Below are 20,056 nucleotides of genomic sequence, written 5' to 3'. Positions count from 1 at the left end.
TTATCCTATTCTCTTTTAGGAAAAACTCGTTCATAAATAATATTAACATTACGAACAAAATAATTAATATCAAAACATTCTTCTAATTGCTCATCATCTAAATATTTAGAAATTTTATATTCTTTAACGACTTCCTTAAAATCTCGTTTTTCTTTTAAACTAGCAAAGGTACACTCTTGTAAAAAATCATAAATTTTTTCACGAGAAAATTTGGTTTTCTTAATAATTTCTAATAATAATCTTTGACTAAAAAAGGTATTAAATGTTTTTTCAATATTTAAAGCAATATTTTTTTCATTAACTTCTAAAAGATTAAGAATCATATTAATCCGCTTTAAAATAAAATGTAATAATGAAAATGTTCCACTAATAATTATTCTTTCATTAGAACTATGAGAAATATCCCTTTCATTTCATAATAAATTATTTTCATAAGCAACAATACTATTGGCACGAATCAAACGAGCTAACCCGCAAATATTTTCACTCCCAATTGGATTTTGCTTATGAGGCATCGCACTGGAACCTTTTTGGTTTAATGAAAATCCTTCGCGGATTTCATCAACTTCACTTCGTTGACTATGACGAATTTCAAGAGCAATTTTTTCTAATGTGGAAGCAATATTTGCAAAAACACTAAAAAGAAACGCATGCCGATCTCTTTGAATTACTTGCGTTGAAATATTATCAACGCTTAATCCTAACTCTTTTCTAACAAAATCTTCCACAACTGGTTCAATATTCGAATAATTACCAATCGCACCAGAAATTTTAATAACTTCAATTTGCTTGCGAGCTAACAAAAATCTTTCCACTTGCCGATTAATTTCTTCATATCATAAAACAAATTTTAAACCAAAAGAAGTCGGTTCGGCAAATATGCCGTGTGTTCTTCCAATACAAATTAAATTCCGATATTTTAAAGCTTTCAGTTTTAAATTATCTAATAATTTTTTAAGTTCTTTAACAATAACATCGTTTGCTTGCTTAATTAAATAATTTTGGGCAGTATCAACAACATCAGTTGAAGTTAATCCTAAATGAATTCAGCGTTTTTCATTTTCTAAACTATGTGATAACATTCTTGTAAAAGCAATCATATCGTGTTGTGTTTGTTTTTCTAAATTATTCATTAATTTTAAATCAACTTTAACTTTTTTCAATTTTTTTAAATCAGATTTATCAATTAATCCTAAATTGCCTCATGCATCACACACTAATAATTCTACTTTTAATCAAGTATCATATTTTTTTTCTTCACTTCAAATCATTTTCATTTCTTTTGTTTGATAACGCTTAATCATCTTTGTTCCTCCTTTATGGAAATAGATTTATAAAATTACTAACTGCTTTGTAATCATTTCTTTAATATTATCATTAGTTAATATTGCGACTAGTTGTAAAGCAAACTTAATTGCAACACCGGGTGATGATGCCGTAATAATATGACCATCAATAACAACAGCTTTATTGCTAATAATTTTAGCAGTTTCTAAACCATTGAAACACTCAGGATAAACACTAATATTCTTATTATTAGCAATACCTAACAATCCTAAAATTTGCGGGGCAGCACAAATCGCGGCAATAAATTTATTTTTTTTATTAAATGTTTTTAATAAATTCATTAAATGTTCATTTTTTTGTAAATTATTAACACCCGCCGCTCCACCAGGTAAAATTAGCATCGCGTAATCATTAGCATTAGACATTTGACTAAAATAATAATCACTTTTAATAGTAATATTATTAGCACCCACAATAAAATCTTTATTTTCACTACTAATAATATCAATATTAATTTTTGCTCTTCGTAAAATATCAATAACAGTTATTGCTTCAATTTCTTCATAACCAGTTGCTAAAAAAATTGCTACTGTTGCCATTAATTAAAACCTCTTTTTTCTTAAAATATTTCAGTTAATAAAATTGTTTGTTCACGATCTGGGCCAACAGAAAATAATGCCAATGGTAAATCAACTAATTTACTAATTGTTCGTAAATAAATTTTAGCATTTTTAGGTAATTCTGCTCACGATTTTACTTTTGTAATATCCGCTTCTCAACCAGCTAATTCCATATAAACTGGTTTACATTTTTCATACTCTTCAATATCGGCCGGAATATAATTAATTTTTTCACCCTTATAAATATAAGCAACACATAATTTTAATAATTTAATATTGCTTAAAACATCTAAAAGCGTAATTGCTAATGATGTAAACCCATTAACACGACTTACATGTTGTAAAACAACAATATCTAATCAACCAATCCGGCGTGGTCGTAATGATAACGTACCATACTCTCTGCCAACTTCTCTAATTGTATGGGCCATTTCAGCATTCATTTCCGTAATTAATACACCACCACCAACACGAGTATTATATGGTTTACTAATTGCTAATATATTATTAACCATTCACGGAGCAATTCCTGCCCCAACAGCAATTGATGATGCTGACGGATTAGAACTAGTAACAAAGGGATATGTTCCGTGGTCAATATCTAGCATCACGCCTTGGGCGCCCTCAAATAATACTTTTTGATTTGCTTTAATTAAATTATTTAATAATAATGAAATATCACAAACATATTGTTTGATTACCGCATATCACTCTTGACATTGTTTTAATAAATTATCTACTATAGTAGTATGCAAATTATCTTGATATATTTGTTTTAAAATATATTCTTTAATCGCAATAACATTTTCTAATTTTGCTTTTAATGTTAATGGATTTTCTAAATCACAAATTCTAATTCCTACTCTTGCGATTTTATCTTCATATGCGGGACCAATGCCTCTTTTAGTTGTCCCGATAATATTTTTTCGCTTTGTTTCTTGATATTCATCAATTTTTAAATGATATGGCATAATGACATGGGCACGATTCGAAATTTTTAAATTACGACACGAAAAACCTTTATCTTGTAAACTTTTAATTTCTATAATTAACTTTTCTAAATTAATAACACAACCATTAGCAATAATATTGATTGCTTGCTCATTAAATATCCCTGAAGGAACTAAATTTAACTTATATTTTTCATTATTAAAAACTATTGTATGACCAGCATTATCACCACCAGCCCAGCGAACAATAACGGCACTATTTTGAGCAAAATAATCACTTATTTTGCCTTTTCCTTCATCACCTCATTGACTACCAATAATTGCTAATGTATTTTTCATTTCATTACTTCCTTTAATTATTTTATTATTACTTGTATTTTACTATAAAACTTAATTATAAATATTAATAACTCTTTCAAAATTAAAATCAACAACAAAATCATCAATAATATTTAAAACTTTATTAACTGTGTCATCAATGATTGGTTTTTCTTTATTAGTAAATTTACCTAAAACCCAAGAACTAGCATCACAAGCATTATCTTTACCAATACCAATTTTAATCCGTTTAATTTTATTATTATTTAAACTATTAATAATACTATTAATACCGTTATGACCACCACCACCACCACCACGCCGTAATTTTATAACCCCAAGTTGTAAATCAACATCATCATAAATAACAATGATGTCGGATATTGCAATTTTAAAATAATTAGTTATTGATGAAACACTATATCCTGATAAATTCATATATGTTAATGGTTTTAACAAAATAATACTTTCATTATTTTTAATCGTTTTACCATATTGACCATCCATTTTTTTATTATCTAACTTAATATTTCATTTTTTAACTAAAGCATCAATAATTTGAAAACCAATATTATGTCGCGTATTGACATATTCTTTATCAGGGTTTCCTAGACCTACAATTAATTTCATTTTTTAACCTTTCTCAAAAAAATTCATTAAATAAACAAAACTCGATAGAATGCGAGTTAATTAACTATTACTCCTGTAAATTTGATAATTTTTTTGAACGAGTGGCATATATTTCTGACAATGATTCACAATTAATAGAAGCATTAATCATCTTCGCTAAAAAACCAGCAATAGAAATTATTTTTAAACCAGTAAATTTTTTTGCTTCTAATAATTCAATTGAATTAGTAACAACAACTTCATTCACAATACCACTAGCAACAGCATGTTTTAACCGTTCAACAGCCTTACCACTAAATATTGGATGAGTTGCAGCAATATAAACAGTCTTAGCACCAGCATCTTTTAATGCTTTCGCTGCATTAACAATGGTGCCGCCAGTATCAATCATATCATCAATAATAATACAGTTTTTATCTTTAATATCACCAAGCACAAATTCAACTTCACTAACATTAGGTTCAGAGCGTTTTTTAACAACAACTGCTAATTCGCCAGGTAAATAAGTTGTTAAATGTCGCGCTCGGGTAACACCACCATGATCCGGGGATACAACAACAACATTATTAAGTTTTTTTTCTAAAAAATATTCCGCAAAATCATGACTTGACCGTAAATCATCAACAGGAATATCAAAAAAACCTTGAATTTGTGACGAATGAATGTCAACTAACATAATTCGATCAGCTCCGGCGCCAGTTAACATATTAGCTATTAATTTGGCAGTAATTGGCTGACGCCCTTTTGCTTTCCAATCTTGTCGTGCATAACCAAAATATGGAATTACAACATTAATTTTATTAGCTGATGCTCGTTTTAAAGCATCAATAAAAATTAATAATTGCATTAAATTTTCATTAACTGGAAATGATGTTGATTGAATTAAATAAATATCTTTACCACGAACCGACATTAAAGATTCAACAGAAATTTCACCATCCGCAAAATTATTTACTTTTGCTCCTTGTAAAGGAACTTTAAGAATATTACAAATTTCTTGTGCTAATTTTTTACTGGCATTCAATCCAAAAAAAGCAACATGCTCATAACTATTATTTGTCATTAAATGACCTCCTCATTAATATTATATTACCATTATCTTTAACAGAATAGTATAAATTGATAAACTGTTCAATTGTTAACTGCTCGCTTCTAATGGTTAAAGGTAAATTTAATTTTAAAATTAATGATTCAGAAATTTGTTTATGATTGGTAATCAGATTTAAATTATTAAGTAAAGTTTTTCTTTTCATAGCAAATAATTTGCGAACAAAATCATTAAATTCTCTTTCATTATCAACTTGATAATTTTTTTGTAAAGCAAAATAAACAATTCAACTATCAACATTAGGTTCAGGAAAAAAATTATGACGACTTATTTTTAAAGGAATACTAACTTTACTATAATATTGACAAATTACACTTAAATTACTATATGCTTTATTATTTGGTAAACTAGTAATTCTTTGGGCTACTTCTTTTTGCATCATTAATGTAAAACTCGTAAAATACTGAACATTATCTAATAATTTAAATAAAATTGGTGATGTTAGATAATATGGTAAATTAGCAACAATATGAATTCGTTTAATATTAACAAAATATTCTTTAATTAGTAATGATAAATTAACATTTAAAAAATCATCATTAATAAGTTTAAAATTTGCTTCATTTTTAAATTGTTCATTTAAAATTGGAATTAATTTTTTATCAATTTCAATACTAACTACTTTTTGCGCCTTTTTTAAAAGACTAGCCGTCATTATTCCTAATCCGGGTCCAATTTCTAAAATGCCATCAGTATTCTCACATCCAAAACTATTTGTAATTTGATTAACTATTTTTTCATTATTTAAAAAATTCTGTCCTCATTTTTTAACCGGATGTAAATTATATTTTAAAAGTATTGTTTGTGGTTTCATTTTCAAATCCTATAATAGTTTTTCATATCACACAATTATAACACATATTTAATGAAATATTTTAAGATTAAATTAAGGGGGTCGCGTTTAGTTTTCTTAGGTATTGCTTTAAAGAAGTAAAACAATCAGCTAATTATATTATTTAATTACTAAACTAACCTTACCTTTCTTGTTATTGTCATTTTTATTCATTACCATTTTATCATATTATTGAATTTTTGCACAATGAAAAATTATTAATTTTATTAAATTTTAACTAATATTTTTACTTACTTAAATGTAATATATTTATTTGTATATACAATTCTACCTTTATTAATTCAACTATCATCATTTTGGATTGGCAACCCTTTTTAGGACAATTTTTATATAGACATTTGTTTTCTAAAAGTAACTGGAGATAAATAATTTAAACTGCCATGTATTCTAAGATTATTGTATCAATTAATGTAATCAAATAATTCAAGTTCTAATTGTGCAAGATCATTGAATTTTCTACCATTAATAAATTTTGTTTTAAAAACTTTATAAGTTGCTTCAGCAACTGCATTATCATATGGACAACCTTTATTGCTTAATGATCTTTTAATGTTAAAGGTTATTAAAATTTCATCAATTATATTATTTTTAAACTCATTACCTCGGTCGGTATGAAATATTTCAATTTTTGATAATGGTCTAGTAATTCGCATAATAGCTTGATAAACCAACTCCGTATTTTTATTTGGTCCGGAACTATAACCAACAATCTCGCGATTATACAAATCAATTAGGAGACATACATAAAATCATTTAAAACCCACTTTTATATAAGTTAAGTCACTAACGATAATTTCATTTATTTTTCTATTATTAAAGTCTCGGTTTACAATGTTATTTACTGGATCATTATTTACTTGAATATTTTTGCATTTAAGTCTTGTTTTTGTGTACTTTGATATCAAATTATTGTTTTTCATAATGTTTCTAATTTTGTGTCTAGATAGGTTAATACTTTTATGAGCTAATAATACTTTGATTTTTCGAGCTCCATAGACTTGGCGGCTTTCGTTAAATGCACTGATAATTTCTTGATTATAATTATTCACTATTTTCCTTGTGTATTTATTAATTTGATAATAGTAATTGGATTTTGAAATATTTAATAATTTACACATTTTTCTTATCGAATATTTTTTCTTATTGCTATTAATTATTGTTATTTTTTGGCCATTATCAGTGCGGCTTGCTTTAAAATGTCATTTTCCATTTTCAAGTCTTTAAGTTCTTTTCGTAAAATTATTATTTCATTTTCTTCTAGTATGCGATTGTCTTTTGCTTTAAATGAACCAGAATTATTATAATTTTTAACTCAACTATAAATAGTTGGTTTTGGTAAATTATATTCTTTCCATAAATTAATAACACTTTTGCCATTTTTGTATAGCATGGACAATTTGTTTTTTAAATTCTTCAGAGTGTGAGGTTTTATTTCCCATTTTTATATTCCTTCTTTCTTAATAATTTCGAAGTCTATATAATTATGGTCCAACTTATTGTAGCCTATCCAATCATCATTTTTCTTATTATATTTATTTCATAATGAATTTTTATATATTTCTTTTCTGATTTCTATTTCTGAATTAATATTTTCATTAATGTAATGTAATACATTTAATTTGTTTAAATTTGCCATTCTTAAATGTAATGGGTTATTCAAATTCTTATGATGATATATTTTTGCTCTATATCCTAATTGTTGTTTTACTAAATGCGATACATCACCTTCAATGCTACAACCGATATTTCATTCTAAATTTTGATGATGAATACCTTGCTTATTATTACTGAAATAATTACTCGCCTTTCTTAAATTTATTTTAATATCTTTATTTAATTCATTTTTAGCAACATTACGAATGTTTTTGATTAATTCTTGATGATTTCCATCCCTATATAATTTAATTCAACTATTTAGTGTTACTTTACGATTTTCAAAAATAATATTAAATGCCGTTTGTTTTAATTTTTTAATAGCATGATAACCATCTAAAATATATCTAACATTACCAAAACTATTGGCAATTTCTCTAATTCAAGTATCACCATCGCCACAAACAATTATTTTGTCATAATTAATATTTACATAATGTTTTTGTAATTCCTTAATTAATAAATCACGATAATTCATCGTATTTATTCGTTTACCAACTTTTAACATTAGAAAATGACCTCGTTTGTTTTCTAATTCTCTACGAGCATTTTTGTATTTTTTTTCTTTATGTCCGGTATGAAAAGTAACCAAACGAATTCTTTGGTTTTTTGTTTATAACTTTCTGATCTAATGTCGCTAAAAATGTTTCATCTAGCTGAATATATAAATCCTTATTTTTGACATCAATTCTAGTTTTAGTTTCTTTTTCTGCTAATTGAAAATATTCAGCAATATCGTATTTATTTAAAATATTTGAAATACTACCTTTTGAAATATAACAATGATTTAGAGCATCTAAAACATTACGATACCGTTTACCGTCACCTAAAAGACTTAAAACTTTAAATTGAACATCAAAATAAATGCGTTGTTTGGGCAATAAACCAATTTCTTTATCTAGTAAACATACATATTCAAATTTACCTGATTTTTGATTTCAATATTTATATCGGCGTCGTTTAAAAGTGACATCACCAAAAATTGTAATAATTGTTCTTGATGCAAAATGAACTACTTTATAACCTTGTTTTAACCGATAATGATATTTATATAAGTATTCATCTAATTTTTCATATTCGTTGGCTAATTGTTCACATTTATTGGTGTACATATTTTTATGGGTTGTAAATAAGCTGAATCAATGCTTGTTTTCTGGGGTTTTTACATTATTATTAATTTTTAACATAAAAAATCACCTTTCTTTGGTAGTAATTTTAACAAAGTTAAATTTCGTTAGTTTATTTTTTGTTTTTAAAATAAATGCTTTTCTAGAATTAGTATTCAACAACCTTGAAAAATGATAGAAATTATTATTTAATTATTTATAATTAATTTGTATTAATTAAACTTTATAAATTTAAGAAGGGGTTGAGTGATTACTATAAAAATTTATTAATTAGCAAAAATTCATGAAAAGGATTTGATAAATTATGAAAAAATTATTAGCAACATTAACAAGTATCAGTACAATCGGAAGTATAATGCCGATGATATTGGCCAATGTTCCAACAAAAACAGAAAATAATAATTTACAGGCCGGCAATTTAGAAAGCAATAAAATAGAAACACTATCTACAAATGATTATTTAGAATTTAATAATAAAATAATTAAAAAAGTTGATGTATTACCAGAACTTGAAGAAGTTAAAGAATCAATTTTAAATAATTATTTTATTAAAGATAATAATTTTTATTTTCTAAAACAAGATAATAATATTCCAGAAAAAATAAATGGCATAGAAAGTGAAATTAATTCTTGAAATAAGGTTATCTTTAATGATAAAAAAAATAATTTTTATATTGGGACAAATGATGGATTATATACATTAAAATATGGTGAAACAACAGCAATTAAATTAAATATAACAAATGATATTAATATTGATTTTGGTATTATTGATAATAACGATAATATTTACATCGGAACAGATGGAGAAAATAGTTCATTAAGTGAATCATTATATATAATAAAAAATAATGTATTAGTTAGAATTAATGGAATTGAACAAACTCTTGGATCGTATCCTGGTGAAAGTAGTGAAAGTAATAGAATTGCTATAGATAGTAAAAATAATGTTTATGTTGTAGGATATAGTAAAATTATATATATATTATAAAATCTGGTGAAGCAACTGCTACTAAAATTCGAAATATTGATGTTAATGATGGTAGCGTTAGTTCTGTTGTTATTGATAGTCAAGACAACGCATATTTTCGAACTAATAATGCCCTTTATATTTTAAAATACAAAGAAAATATTATAAATAAAATTATTCAAACAGAAGATAATTTTAATTATTTCCTTTTTATTGATAATAATGATAATGTGTATTTTAAATTAAAAAATGAAATTTTTGTATTAAAAACAAAAAAAATAAAGCTTTTTGAAATTATAAAATCAGCAGAATATATTAACACCAGTGATAATAATATAATAGTTAAAAACAACAATTTATATTTCATAAAAAATAATATAGCTTTTATTTTAAAAAAAATAAAACAATACCAATTAAAATAAATAGCAACAATCAAGAAGTTTTTTCATTGACTATAGATAATAATGAGAATATTTATCTTCTTTTTTTCGATAACGAAAGATTGTCTCCATTTCTTTTAAGAAAAAACACTAATATACCAATCAAAATTAATGGTGTTACTGGGCACACTAGTCATATTTTTGCTGATAATAACAATAATATATATGTTGGTTCAAGGAAATGGTTTATATATGTTAAAATCTGGCGAAACAACTGCTACTAAAATTAAAATTACAAGCAGTCAAATTAGCTCATTTGTTTTTGATAAAAATAATAATTTATATTTTGCAACAGATTATGATGGTGCTTTTGTTTTAAAATCTGGCGAAACAACTGCTACTAAAATTAAAGGAATTAATAAAAAATATGGAAGTTTTGTTAACCTTTATAAGGATAAAAAATATGATATAATTTACTTCAAAACCGGGGGTGGATTATATAAATTAAATGGAGGAGAAAATAAACTATCTAAAATTATTGAAGGAAAAACTCTAGAACCATTATTTTTTACAAGTGATTATAATCATCATACTTACTATAAAGATTTTTTTGATAAAAATATTTATTTTTTAAAAAAAGATCAAATATTACCAAATAAAATAAATGGAATAAATAACAATGTAATTTCAATAGAAACAGATAAAAAAAATAATGTTTATTTTATAACAAATGATGGTGTATATACATTAAAATCCGGTGAAATAAATGTGACTAAAATTAGTAATATTACTAATATTATTACAACATTTTCATATAATGATGATACTATTTATTTAATAAAAAATAGTAAAATATATATAATAAAAAACAAAGAAATAATAACTTCAATAGAAATTGATAAAATTATTGAAAACATTTCTTATAATATCTTTAGGGATGATTATTGTAATTTATATTTTTTTTCTTCAAAGTCATTATCTTTAATTAAAATTAAATTATCTCTTAATAAAGATATTAAAAAAACAAAATTAAAAGAAATTATAGATAATAATGATGAAACAATTTTAAATACTATAAATTATTTAAATTTTGAAAATGATTATTTTTTGAATTTAAATAAAATAAAAATCATTAATAAAACACCAACTTCGGCAAAAATTGAAGCAACAAAAGGAAAATATCGTGGCGAAGTTACTGTTAATTATAAAATTAAAAATAAAGATGAAATTAATAATATTGATTTAAATGACTTATTAAAAAAAACAGTTTATTTTGATTTTATAGATAAAAGCTTTTATTCTATTGCTAAAATTAAAGAAATAAAAGATATTAATATTGATAACTTAGTATTTTCTGAGATTGAAGTATCAAGTACTTCAGATTCGTTAAAATCAATCGATGAAAAAGCTGTTTGTTTTAAACCAATTAATTTTCCTAACACTTCTTCTCCGGGTGCACAAAAAATTAAAGTACCGTCATGTAGTTATGAAACTAAAGCAAAATATTTATTTCAAATCACCACAGGGTTAAAGATAAATAACTTCAAAAATATAGCTAAGGGATGAAATTTAAATATTGATGATGAAATGATATTAACTGATTTTACAAGTTCAAATAAAAAAGCTTCTGAAATTAAAAATACATTATCAAAGGATTTTAATTTATCAAACACAAATAAACAAGAACAAGAATTAATTTTAAATCGTGATTTGTTGCATTCGCCAGAACAAGAATTATCTGTGGAGCCAAAACAACGTCTTATATCCCAATATGTAATCAGATTACTTTCAATTAAAACTAATTTAGATTTAAAACAAAAAATTAACGGAATAATTACTGCTAAAATAATTGATGATAATAACGAAGAACAAACAATCACCTTATCAATTACAGAGGCAATGCAAATATTACAAAAATATAGTTTATTACCCAATGAAATTACTATAGATAAAAACAATGATAAAATAACATTTAACGGTGAAGCATTTTTTTTCATCAGAAAGAGAAGGGTCGGTAAGAACAAATACAGTTACTACTATAGTATAAGGTTTTATAAAAACGATATTAGCTATTTAGAACAATAACTTTAATTAAAACAAGCACAACAAGTTTAAATTTATTATGATAAAATAGGAACAATGTTCAAACCAGTAATTAATTAAAATTACTGGTTTTTATTTTGTCAAAATAGAAAAAATGAAAAAGTTGTTTAAGAGTATTGTCATTATAGACAACCGCCTTTCTTAATAATGATTTTAACAGTTTTTAAATTTAGTTAACTTATTTTTCTGTTTTAATGATAAATGTTTTTCTAGGATTTATTCCTATTCTATATCCGTTTGAGTGATCATAGTAATTTATTGTCATTTCTAATTGGATAGACTTTTGGATTTTGTATGTTTTTCTATTGTTATTTTGATTGATTATTTTGCCATATTTTCTTGCTAAATCTTCAATATTTTTTCTTTTTTCATTGTTTTTTGAAAAAACAGGAGTTATAAATTCAAGTTTATCATTTGTGGGTTTTGGTCTTTCTTTAAGTACTTCTTCAAGATTTTTTTTATTTATAATTATAGGAACTTTTATTATTATTTTTAATTCATCATGATGTTGTTGTTGAATATTCTCGATTTCAACTTCTTTTAAATTGTCAAGTTCAACTTCTTTTTCGTAAATTTGATTTTTAATTATTGGTGGTGTTAGTGATTTATTTATTGTATTATTACAAGCAGTTACGAGTAATGTTGCTAATTCCGAGAGAATTAGTATATTTAAAAATTTCATAATTTTAACTTCTTTATATATATATATATATTACACGAAAATTCTTAATATCATTAGAAAAATGGCAAAACCAATTAAAAATTGAAAGGTATAGTAAAAAGCTGGTACTGTTTTAAAAACTGGAAAAATCGCGGTTGAAAAGTTAACTGTTGCTTTTGCAATAATTACTAACGGACGTAAAATTGTAATGATTTGTGACGCTGTCAGCATTCAGTTTATCATTTTGATACCAGCATTTTGAATGGCGCATCCAATATCATTAAAAGTTGGTATTCATCGTCCAGAATATTTGCAATTTGCCGGTGGAATTAAATCATCTCATTCTGAGTTGGTTGAACCGTCAGGAATAAAGGCCGTGGAATTTAATACATTAAAGTCATAAATTTTAAAATTGTAATTAGAGATGTTGCCTTTGTGATAAAGCGGAAAAGTTAAGGTAAAAATATTAATACCGTAGCGAATATCAATATCGGTATTGAGATAATTAATACTGTTAGCGATTTTGTTGGTCGGCAAGGTAATCAATTTATTATCATAGGATTTAAGGACATTAAAATCAATTTGATAAATGCTATTGTTGTTTTTAATGGCATTAAAATTTTCTTGGTGCGTTTTTTTATCAAAAGTAAAAAAATAACTTCTTAGTAATAATTCTGAATTACCAGTAACATTGATTAAATATTTTTTAGGATAAAAGGTAATTAATGAGCGATAAAAGAAACCGATTTGAATAAAATAATCTTTGTTGTAATTATCCACACCCTTAAAATCAATTTCGGTATAAGTTTTTTCGTCCATGTCAAAAGTCGCGTAAAATAAATTAGCAAAAAAATTGCCAAGGATTTCGTAGATTTCGTCAAAAGCATTTTTGTAATTGCTGTTGTTAATATTAGGAATGTTGTTTTTAAAATAAAGGTAAATGTCATTTCGTAAATCAGGGTCATAGCGTAAAAAACTAAATCTAACATTGAGGTAATTTAGTGCGCCGAAAAGGTACTTAATTAAGTAATAATCGTTATCCTTTTTGGTGTCGTATTTTCAGATTTCACTCTCACCGTGTAATAATTGTAAATAATTATTTCCAGCAATTAGAGTTTTATTAAATGTCTTAATTTTCAAAACATTCTCATTTACTATATTTTTATCACTAGAAGTTTTATGATAAAAATAGTTCTCATCTTTAAAGCCGTGATTTTTAATCGTAAATTCTTTGTAATAACCTTTTTCTAAGGTGTCAATGAAATTAAAAACTGGTGTTCAATAAAGATAAGAGTAATTGAATTTGTCAAAATCACCACGATGAATCATTAAATAATCAAGGTTATCAACAATATCATTATAGTTGTGGTTACCGTCAAAATTAATAGTTATACTTGGCAAGCCAATGTCGGTTGTATCTTTTTCTGTTTTAATGATAAATGTTTTTCTAGGATTTATTCCTATTCTATATCCGTTTGAGTGATCATAGTAATTTATTGTCATTTCTAATTGGATAGACTTTTGGATTTTGTATGTTTTTCTATTGTTATTTTGATTGATTATTTTGCCATATTTTCTTGTTAAATCTTCAATATTTTTTCTTTTTTCATTGTTTTTTGAAAAAACAGGAGTTATAAATTCAAGTTTATCATTTGTAGGTTTTGGTCTTTCTTTAAGTACTTCTTCAAGATTTTTTTTATTTATAATTATAGGAACTTTTATTATTATTTTTAATTCATCATGATGTTGTTGTTGAATATTCTCGATTTCAACTTCTTTTAAATTGTCAAGTTTAACTTCTTTTTCGTAAATTTGATTATTTTGTCTTTTTTTTCTAATTATTGATTCTGTTGTTGTTTTATCATTGTTAATGTTTCAGGGAATGATAAAAATGTTATTGAAACTAATAATTATCATGGTAAATATTTTCATAAACATTTTTATCACTCCTTTTTAAAATATTTTATTTCTCGTTGTTCTTTTTTCTTTAATTTTTTTAATAAGTCACTCAATACCACAATTTATAATTACAGCTAATGTGATGCATATATCTAAATATCCTAGTATCATAAGTGAAATTAATGCTTCAAATTTTTCATATAATAATTTCAAATCATTAATTTCCAATTTTAAAAATGGAATGAAAAAGATAGTAATCATAAAAATGTAAGGTAAAATTCTCCATCAATATCTTTTTAAAGAATTAATGAGTTTGTTTGATTTCATTTTTCAAGGCTCTTTTTGCTTTAATTTTTTGAATAATCAAACGAATTAATTTTTTAAATTTAATTACAAAATATATTGCTCCGCCTCATCAAAAAACAAATATTCCTGCTAGCATAATACCACTATTGAATTTGCCAAAGAATTTAACCATTTGTTCATTCATAAAATTATTAAATTCATCACTTGTTCCGGTTATTCATTTAGTATTGATTGCTGTTAATACACAAAGTAATAAGCTTATAAAAATGAAAATGATACTTAATACTATTTTTAACCACTGCTTTTTAAAAGAATTTTTAATTCTTAATTTTAATGGCATCTTTTCTTTTGAATTATCTTTTTTAAATAATTTTATTAAAAGTTTTTTCATTTTAACTCTCCCTTCATATTTTTTATCGTCCTTTAATCACCATAAATAAGGCAATAAGTACACAAGTAACACCAAGAATAGTAAAGATTGGGTGTTGCGAAAATGTTCGTGCCATTGGTTTAAAATAGTTCTAAAATTGTTAAATTGCTAGTAATAAACTTTTGGAAATTGGCAAGCCCTTCGCTAATATAGTTCGTTAAAGTTTCAAAATGACTACCTGCTAATAATCCAAGAACAGTTATTAAGATAAAAATAATAATTAGTTTAAACATTGTTAGTTACCTTGTTTGGTTTTTATTGGTTTTACTTGCTTTTTAACTTTTCCTCACACACTTAACCGCCCCTTATTTTTAACAGCATATTGGCGTTGTTTTTCTAAATTAACTTGTTGACCACCAAACCCAAGGATAATTGCCATAAGAAATTCTGCTGCCGGTGTTAAGAATAAAGGAAATATTAGTTGAATATTCGTTCCCGGCACTTCAAGACTTCAAATTAAATCAAAAACTTTATAAAGCATTTGGGCGAGAAAGTCGGCCATTTTTGCGAGATTTTCCATTTTTTATTATTCCTTTTCTTTCATTTTTCTTAAAAATTTGCTAAATTTATCCATTTTTAAATATTCCAAGTCTTCTAAATCAATTGCTGTGTCATTATAGTATTTGTCTTCATAGTCAGGATTCACTTTTGCATTTAAGTAATCTCTTAAAAACGCTAGGTAAAAAGAATTGTAAGTGTTTAATATCGGTAAAGGAATTTTTAGTTTAAAAAAATAAATATCAAGTTCAGGAATATCGCGATATTTAATGCGACGACCCTTTTTACTATTTTTAGCATCAATTAAGGTGTTTGTGTTTCGTCAGCGTTCATATTCTTCAATGCTCGTAAACGTACCATAAATGACTTTTAAGTAGGGACGAAAAATATTAACGGGTTTTTTACGAATGCCCACAATCACATTATTGGCAATATCACGAACTTTAACTCAAATATGTTTATCTCTTTGACCACTAGCGAGAACAATATGACCAAAATGGCGTGCCAGAGCGAAATATTCTTGAATACCGGTTTCTTCGTTTTTGGTATTATTTTTTTCTCAATCCGTTCCTTCTAAAAATAAGTTGGTTTCATCTCACAAAAGTAAGGTTTTGTCTGGCAATACTGGATAATCAAAGTCTAATAATCCCATATGTCCTAAACTTAATTTTTGGGTTTCTAGTAATGGAAAGGTTGAGGCGATATGATATTTCTTCTTTTTTAGTAATTTTGATGCGTATACTAAAAAGGCAATTTTTCCAGTTCCTAATGAACCAATCACAATATTTAATGGTGAATTTTTTAAGAAATTAATAACTTTGTTAATTTGTGTTAAATTACCGATTTTAAAAAGAAAAATTAAAATACAACCTGCTAAAAATAAATAGCTTACAATGTTTTTAAAATAACCGTTGTAAATATATCAAATTGCTCCGCAATGTCATAAAATTAAAAATGAGGTGCGATTTAATTCAATAAAATGATTATTTTTTTCTATTATTCATTTGCAAAATTTCATCTTGCACCTCACTTTTTTTTGTTAGCAGACCTGCACCAGGTAATTTTTCAAACATTTTAAAGCAAATAAAGAATATTGCCAAAATAAATGGAAAAATGAAGATTCAGTAGTCAGCAAAGAAGTTACCGATTTGTGGCATATTAACAGCAATAATTTCCCACATTTTAGTAAACGCTGTTATAATTGCATTTCATAATTTAGTCATCGCGTCACTAGCTGTTATTTTTGTTACTGCTGGTGCTTCTGTTAAGAAAGTTCCAATCACATAATCACCACCCCCCCTTTCTTTTTTAAAACATTCATCATTTATATTCAAAGTTTTTTTAAATTTGTTAAAATACGATTAACCTTAACACGATTGTATTTTTTCCCTATCTAAATACTGATATGGTTTTTCAAAGTAGCATTAAAATAAATCACACTATAATCGCGGTTAAGAATCAAAAAGCAATGTTTGATATTAAAAGTCAAAGTAGTGCTTTGGTTAGGTCGCGTTTAGTTTTCTTAGGTATTTTTTAAAAAAGAAAAAATAATCATTTACTATAAATTATTTCAATATGCAAATTAAGTATATATTTCTTATGTATGATTTTTGTTGTAAAAACTTATTTTAATGTTGTTTTTATAAGCGTTTTCCTTGGTTTTTATAACTTTTTATTGAGATTATGTTTGTTGATATTAAATATTTTGTTTTATTATTTATTTTCTAAATAAAATGATAATTAAGTTGTCGTTGCTTGTCATTAAAAATTATTTAAACCTTTTCCTACCTAACAAAACTTTATGCGCCCTTGCATTTTAAAAAAACAAAATAAAAATACGAAATTATTCGTATTTTTAAATTTTAAATTAAACCAATTTATTATCTTTCATTGCTTTTTTAATGCCAGCAATCGCAACATCAGCATCTTTACCAATTGCTTCAATTTCTACTTCTGTTCCTGTTTTAACTCCTAAAGCCATAATATTCATAATTGACTTTAAATTTCCTTCACAACCATTAACTTTAATTTTAATAGTAGAACTATATTTCGAAGCTTCTTTAACAATAATCGCGGCAGGTCGTGCATGCATCCCAATTGGATCAGCAATTTTAGCTTTAAATGATGACATTTTTATTTCTCCTTTAATTTTTTTACATCAATAAATAATAAATTAATAAATGTAAATTAATACTAACATAAACGGCAATTAAAAACTAGATATCTAATCTTCCCCGGGTCGCGTTTAGTTTTCTTAGGTATTGCTTTGAAGAAGTAAAACAATCATCCAATTATATTATTTAATTACTAAACTAACCATATCTTCCTTGTTATTTTTATTTTTATTCGTTACCATTTTATCATATTATTGAATTTTTACACAATAAAAAATTATTAATTTTATTAAATTTTAACTAATATATATTAATTTATATTTTTACTTACTTAAATCGGGCGCATAAAGTTTTGTTGGGCGGGAAAAGATTTGAATAAGTATTAAGGCATTCAGCAATGATTGTCTTTTTATTTTATAAGGTGTTAAAAATTTGTTCTTTAAAAATTAAATACAAGCGAATTAATAATGTTGGTATGTATTAAAGCATGATAAATTGTGAGGGTCGCCATAACCAAAAGAAGTTTACCGGTTAATAGATAACATCCTATTAGCTATAGCAATTTGTTTCGTTTTGCAATAAAAAAATGAATGGGGCGGATTTCCTAAAAATATACACGCTATTAAATTAGTTCCAAGGGGGAAGGGGGGGGCGAATGTTAAAATGTAGAAATTTCTATATAAGGGGGGGTGTGCGGGTATACTATGTTTAAAATTATTAAAATCTTTATCTAATTAAAAAGCAAAATTTACTAGCAAAGCTTTTTAAACACTTAAATCTGCGATATTTAAGTGTTTAAAAACTAAGTTAATTAACTTAGTTAATGATGAAAGGAACTTTATTATGAAAAACATTGAAAACATTTTCTTAAATACTAAAAAATATCTTTTAAAAGAAACGCAAAACGCAATGCTTATTAAAGCACCAAAAATACCATGATTTAATGAACAAATCGGCATTTGGTTTCCAAAACGATTTGTTTATAAAGGAAAATATGAAAATTCGATTTGCATCAGAATAATAAAAGATAGTAAATATCAAATAATTTCAATTAATCAAAAAGAAAATGAAACCAAATTAATTAAAGGCCAAGAATTATTAAGCTTCTTCGTTGCCAAAAAAGAAAACAACAAAAAAGATATAAATTATAACTATTTTAAAGGAGTTTAAAAATGAATATTGCGATTAGACTAATATTTATTATTATCAGTATCATGCTATTGGCATATTTTGCTTATAAAATTTATGCCAAAATAAAAATGCGAATTAAATATAAAAATGCCATTAAAAATAATACTGGTAATTTCACAAAAGACGAAAAAGTATTTATTGCTCGCTTTGAAAAATGAGTTAAATCTCCTAATTCAAAAGAAAATAATGAGAATAAAAAATAATGTTTTGAGAAATTATTATGGAATTCTTAAAACTGTTTGTTTCGATAGAAAAAATGCCTGCATAAGTCGCGTTTATTGTCGGATTAATTATTATCATTGCTTTTATTTTCGTCTTAATTTCAATTATGTATTTACCAATAAAAATGATTTTTGAGCGATAAAAAATGACAGTAAATTTAAAAGAATTTAATTGAGAACAAATTAAACAAAATTTCTGAGATTTATTTATTCAAATTACAACTATTCCGGCTCATATTAATATTAGTGGCGGTAAAGAAATTGATTTAACCAAAGCACCACTTTGACTTTTAATATCAAACATTGCTTTTTGATTCTTAACCGCGATTATAGTGTGATTTATTTTAATGCTACTTTGAAAAACCATATCAGTATTTAGATAGGGAAAAAATACAATCGTGTTAAGGTTAATCGTATTTTAACAAATTTAAAAAAACTTTGAATATAAATGATGAATGTTTTAAAAAAGAAAGGGGGGGTGATTATGTGATTGGAACTTTCTTAACAGAAGCACCAGCAGTAACAAAAATAACAGCTAGTGACGCGATGACTAAATTATGAAATGCAATTATAACAGCGTTTACTAAAATGTGGGAAATTATTGCTGTTAATATGCCACAAATCGGCAACTTCTTTGCTGATTACTGAATCTTCATTTTTTCATTTATTTTGGCAATATTCTTTATTTGCTTTAAAATGTTTGAAAAATTACTTGGCGCAGTCCGCTAACAAAAAAA

Annotated in this window: 23 protein-coding genes; 6 read left to right on the top strand and 17 right to left on the bottom strand. The window is 25.2% G+C overall.

What is annotated here, in order from left to right:
* Positions 1 to 5: 5 nt before the first annotated feature.
* The 9 genes from purB to AACK93_RS02300 all read right to left on the bottom strand — a co-directional run bounded on the left by purB (position 6) and on the right by AACK93_RS02300 (position 8,606).
* Positions 6 to 1,304 carry an adenylosuccinate lyase gene (gene purB / locus AACK93_RS02340; RefSeq protein ID WP_339025003.1) on the bottom strand — a complete coding sequence of 433 codons (1,299 nt, stop codon included), beginning with the start codon at positions 1,302 to 1,304 and terminating at the stop codon, positions 6 to 8.
* Between the two features lie 27 nt (positions 1,305 to 1,331).
* Positions 1,332 to 1,886 carry a DJ-1 family glyoxalase III gene (locus AACK93_RS02335; RefSeq protein WP_339025002.1) on the bottom strand — a complete coding sequence of 185 codons (555 nt, stop codon included), beginning with the start codon at positions 1,884 to 1,886 and terminating at the stop codon, positions 1,332 to 1,334.
* Between the two features lie 20 nt (positions 1,887 to 1,906).
* Positions 1,907 to 3,196, bottom strand: coding sequence for an adenylosuccinate synthase (locus AACK93_RS02330; RefSeq protein ID WP_339025000.1), 1,290 nt, complete (start codon positions 3,194 to 3,196; stop codon positions 1,907 to 1,909).
* A gap of 51 nt (positions 3,197 to 3,247) precedes the next feature.
* Positions 3,248 to 3,805, bottom strand: coding sequence for an aminoacyl-tRNA hydrolase (gene pth, locus AACK93_RS02325; RefSeq protein WP_339024999.1), 558 nt, complete (start codon positions 3,803 to 3,805; stop codon positions 3,248 to 3,250).
* 67 nt (positions 3,806 to 3,872) lie between these two features.
* Positions 3,873 to 4,868, bottom strand: coding sequence for a ribose-phosphate pyrophosphokinase (locus AACK93_RS02320; protein WP_339024998.1), 996 nt, complete (start codon positions 4,866 to 4,868; stop codon positions 3,873 to 3,875).
* Positions 4,858 to 5,727 carry a 16S rRNA (adenine(1518)-N(6)/adenine(1519)-N(6))-dimethyltransferase RsmA gene (rsmA, locus tag AACK93_RS02315; RefSeq protein ID WP_339024997.1) on the bottom strand — a complete coding sequence of 290 codons (870 nt, stop codon included), beginning with the start codon at positions 5,725 to 5,727 and terminating at the stop codon, positions 4,858 to 4,860. The genes AACK93_RS02320 and rsmA overlap by 11 nt, the downstream gene beginning before the upstream one ends.
* A gap of 365 nt (positions 5,728 to 6,092) precedes the next feature.
* Positions 6,093 to 7,156 (bottom strand): IS3 family transposase gene (locus tag AACK93_RS02310; protein WP_339024996.1). Its coding sequence is split into 2 segments (ribosomal slippage): positions 6,093 to 6,961 and positions 6,961 to 7,156, totalling 1,065 coding nucleotides; the frame shifts between segments, so codons are not numbered across the junction.
* Between the two features lie 51 nt (positions 7,157 to 7,207).
* Positions 7,208 to 8,011: a UPF0236 family transposase-like protein gene (locus tag AACK93_RS02305; protein ID WP_339024995.1), complete on the bottom strand. Its 804-nt coding sequence runs from the start codon at positions 8,009 to 8,011 to the stop codon at positions 7,208 to 7,210.
* Positions 7,986 to 8,606, bottom strand: coding sequence for a UPF0236 family transposase-like protein (locus tag AACK93_RS02300; protein ID WP_339024994.1), 621 nt, complete (start codon positions 8,604 to 8,606; stop codon positions 7,986 to 7,988). The genes AACK93_RS02305 and AACK93_RS02300 overlap by 26 nt, the downstream gene beginning before the upstream one ends.
* Before the next feature lie 244 nt (positions 8,607 to 8,850).
* On the opposite strand from AACK93_RS02300, the gene AACK93_RS02295 reads away from it, so the two are divergent.
* Both AACK93_RS02295 and AACK93_RS02290 read left to right on the top strand, forming a co-directional pair.
* Complete coding sequence (locus AACK93_RS02295; RefSeq protein ID WP_339024993.1) at positions 8,851 to 9,537, top strand: SBBP repeat-containing protein; 687 nt, start codon at positions 8,851 to 8,853, stop codon at positions 9,535 to 9,537.
* A gap of 611 nt (positions 9,538 to 10,148) precedes the next feature.
* A complete protein-coding gene (locus AACK93_RS02290) occupies positions 10,149 to 11,981 on the top strand; it encodes a hypothetical protein (RefSeq protein WP_339024990.1) in 1,833 nt (610 codons plus the stop codon).
* A gap of 196 nt (positions 11,982 to 12,177) precedes the next feature.
* On the opposite strand, the gene AACK93_RS02285 is transcribed toward AACK93_RS02290, so the two are convergent.
* The 8 genes from AACK93_RS02285 to AACK93_RS02250 form a co-directional block, all read right to left on the bottom strand.
* Entirely contained in the window at positions 12,178 to 12,681 is a 504-nt protein-coding gene (locus AACK93_RS02285; RefSeq protein WP_339024989.1) for a hypothetical protein, read from the bottom strand.
* 30 nt (positions 12,682 to 12,711) lie between these two features.
* Positions 12,712 to 14,598 (bottom strand): hypothetical protein, encoded by a 1,887-nt coding sequence (locus AACK93_RS02280; protein WP_339024987.1) that lies wholly within the window; start codon positions 14,596 to 14,598, stop codon positions 12,712 to 12,714.
* Positions 14,599 to 14,863: 265 nt separating this feature from the next.
* Positions 14,864 to 15,256 (bottom strand): hypothetical protein, encoded by a 393-nt coding sequence (locus AACK93_RS02275; protein ID WP_339024985.1) that lies wholly within the window; start codon positions 15,254 to 15,256, stop codon positions 14,864 to 14,866.
* A 119-nt stretch (positions 15,257 to 15,375) separates the two neighbouring features.
* Complete coding sequence (locus AACK93_RS02270) at positions 15,376 to 15,528, bottom strand: hypothetical protein (protein WP_339024972.1); 153 nt, start codon at positions 15,526 to 15,528, stop codon at positions 15,376 to 15,378.
* Positions 15,529 to 15,530: 2 nt separating this feature from the next.
* On the bottom strand, positions 15,531 to 15,815 hold the full coding sequence (locus AACK93_RS02265; RefSeq protein ID WP_339024984.1) for a hypothetical protein: 285 nt from the start codon (positions 15,813 to 15,815) through the stop codon (positions 15,531 to 15,533).
* A 6-nt stretch (positions 15,816 to 15,821) separates the two neighbouring features.
* Positions 15,822 to 16,811, bottom strand: coding sequence for a hypothetical protein (locus tag AACK93_RS02260; protein ID WP_339024983.1), 990 nt, complete (start codon positions 16,809 to 16,811; stop codon positions 15,822 to 15,824).
* Positions 16,777 to 17,127 (bottom strand): hypothetical protein, encoded by a 351-nt coding sequence (locus tag AACK93_RS02255; RefSeq protein ID WP_339024982.1) that lies wholly within the window; start codon positions 17,125 to 17,127, stop codon positions 16,777 to 16,779. The genes AACK93_RS02260 and AACK93_RS02255 overlap by 35 nt, the downstream gene beginning before the upstream one ends.
* Before the next feature lie 533 nt (positions 17,128 to 17,660).
* Entirely contained in the window at positions 17,661 to 17,924 is a 264-nt protein-coding gene (locus AACK93_RS02250) for an HPr family phosphocarrier protein (protein ID WP_339024981.1), read from the bottom strand.
* A gap of 826 nt (positions 17,925 to 18,750) precedes the next feature.
* Here AACK93_RS02250 and AACK93_RS02245 point away from each other — a divergent pair.
* The 4 genes from AACK93_RS02245 (at position 18,751) to AACK93_RS02230 (ending at position 20,048) form a co-directional block, all read left to right on the top strand.
* Positions 18,751 to 19,077, top strand: coding sequence for a hypothetical protein (locus tag AACK93_RS02245; protein ID WP_339024980.1), 327 nt, complete (start codon positions 18,751 to 18,753; stop codon positions 19,075 to 19,077).
* Between the two features lie 2 nt (positions 19,078 to 19,079).
* Positions 19,080 to 19,301 (top strand): hypothetical protein, encoded by a 222-nt coding sequence (locus AACK93_RS02240; RefSeq protein ID WP_339024979.1) that lies wholly within the window; start codon positions 19,080 to 19,082, stop codon positions 19,299 to 19,301.
* A gap of 164 nt (positions 19,302 to 19,465) precedes the next feature.
* A complete protein-coding gene (locus tag AACK93_RS02235) occupies positions 19,466 to 19,702 on the top strand; it encodes a hypothetical protein (RefSeq protein ID WP_339024978.1) in 237 nt (78 codons plus the stop codon).
* 103 nt (positions 19,703 to 19,805) lie between these two features.
* On the top strand, positions 19,806 to 20,048 hold the full coding sequence (locus AACK93_RS02230; RefSeq protein ID WP_339024977.1) for a hypothetical protein: 243 nt from the start codon (positions 19,806 to 19,808) through the stop codon (positions 20,046 to 20,048).
* Positions 20,049 to 20,056: the final 8 nt, after the last annotated feature.

This window comes from Spiroplasma endosymbiont of Agriotes lineatus, assembly GCF_964019485.1.
In the GTDB taxonomy this organism is placed as follows: Bacteria; Bacillota_I; Bacilli_A; order Mycoplasmatales; family Nriv7; genus Nriv7.
The sequence above is the reverse complement of the archived record's forward strand: the minus strand, read 5'-3'. Positions and strand labels throughout refer to the sequence as shown.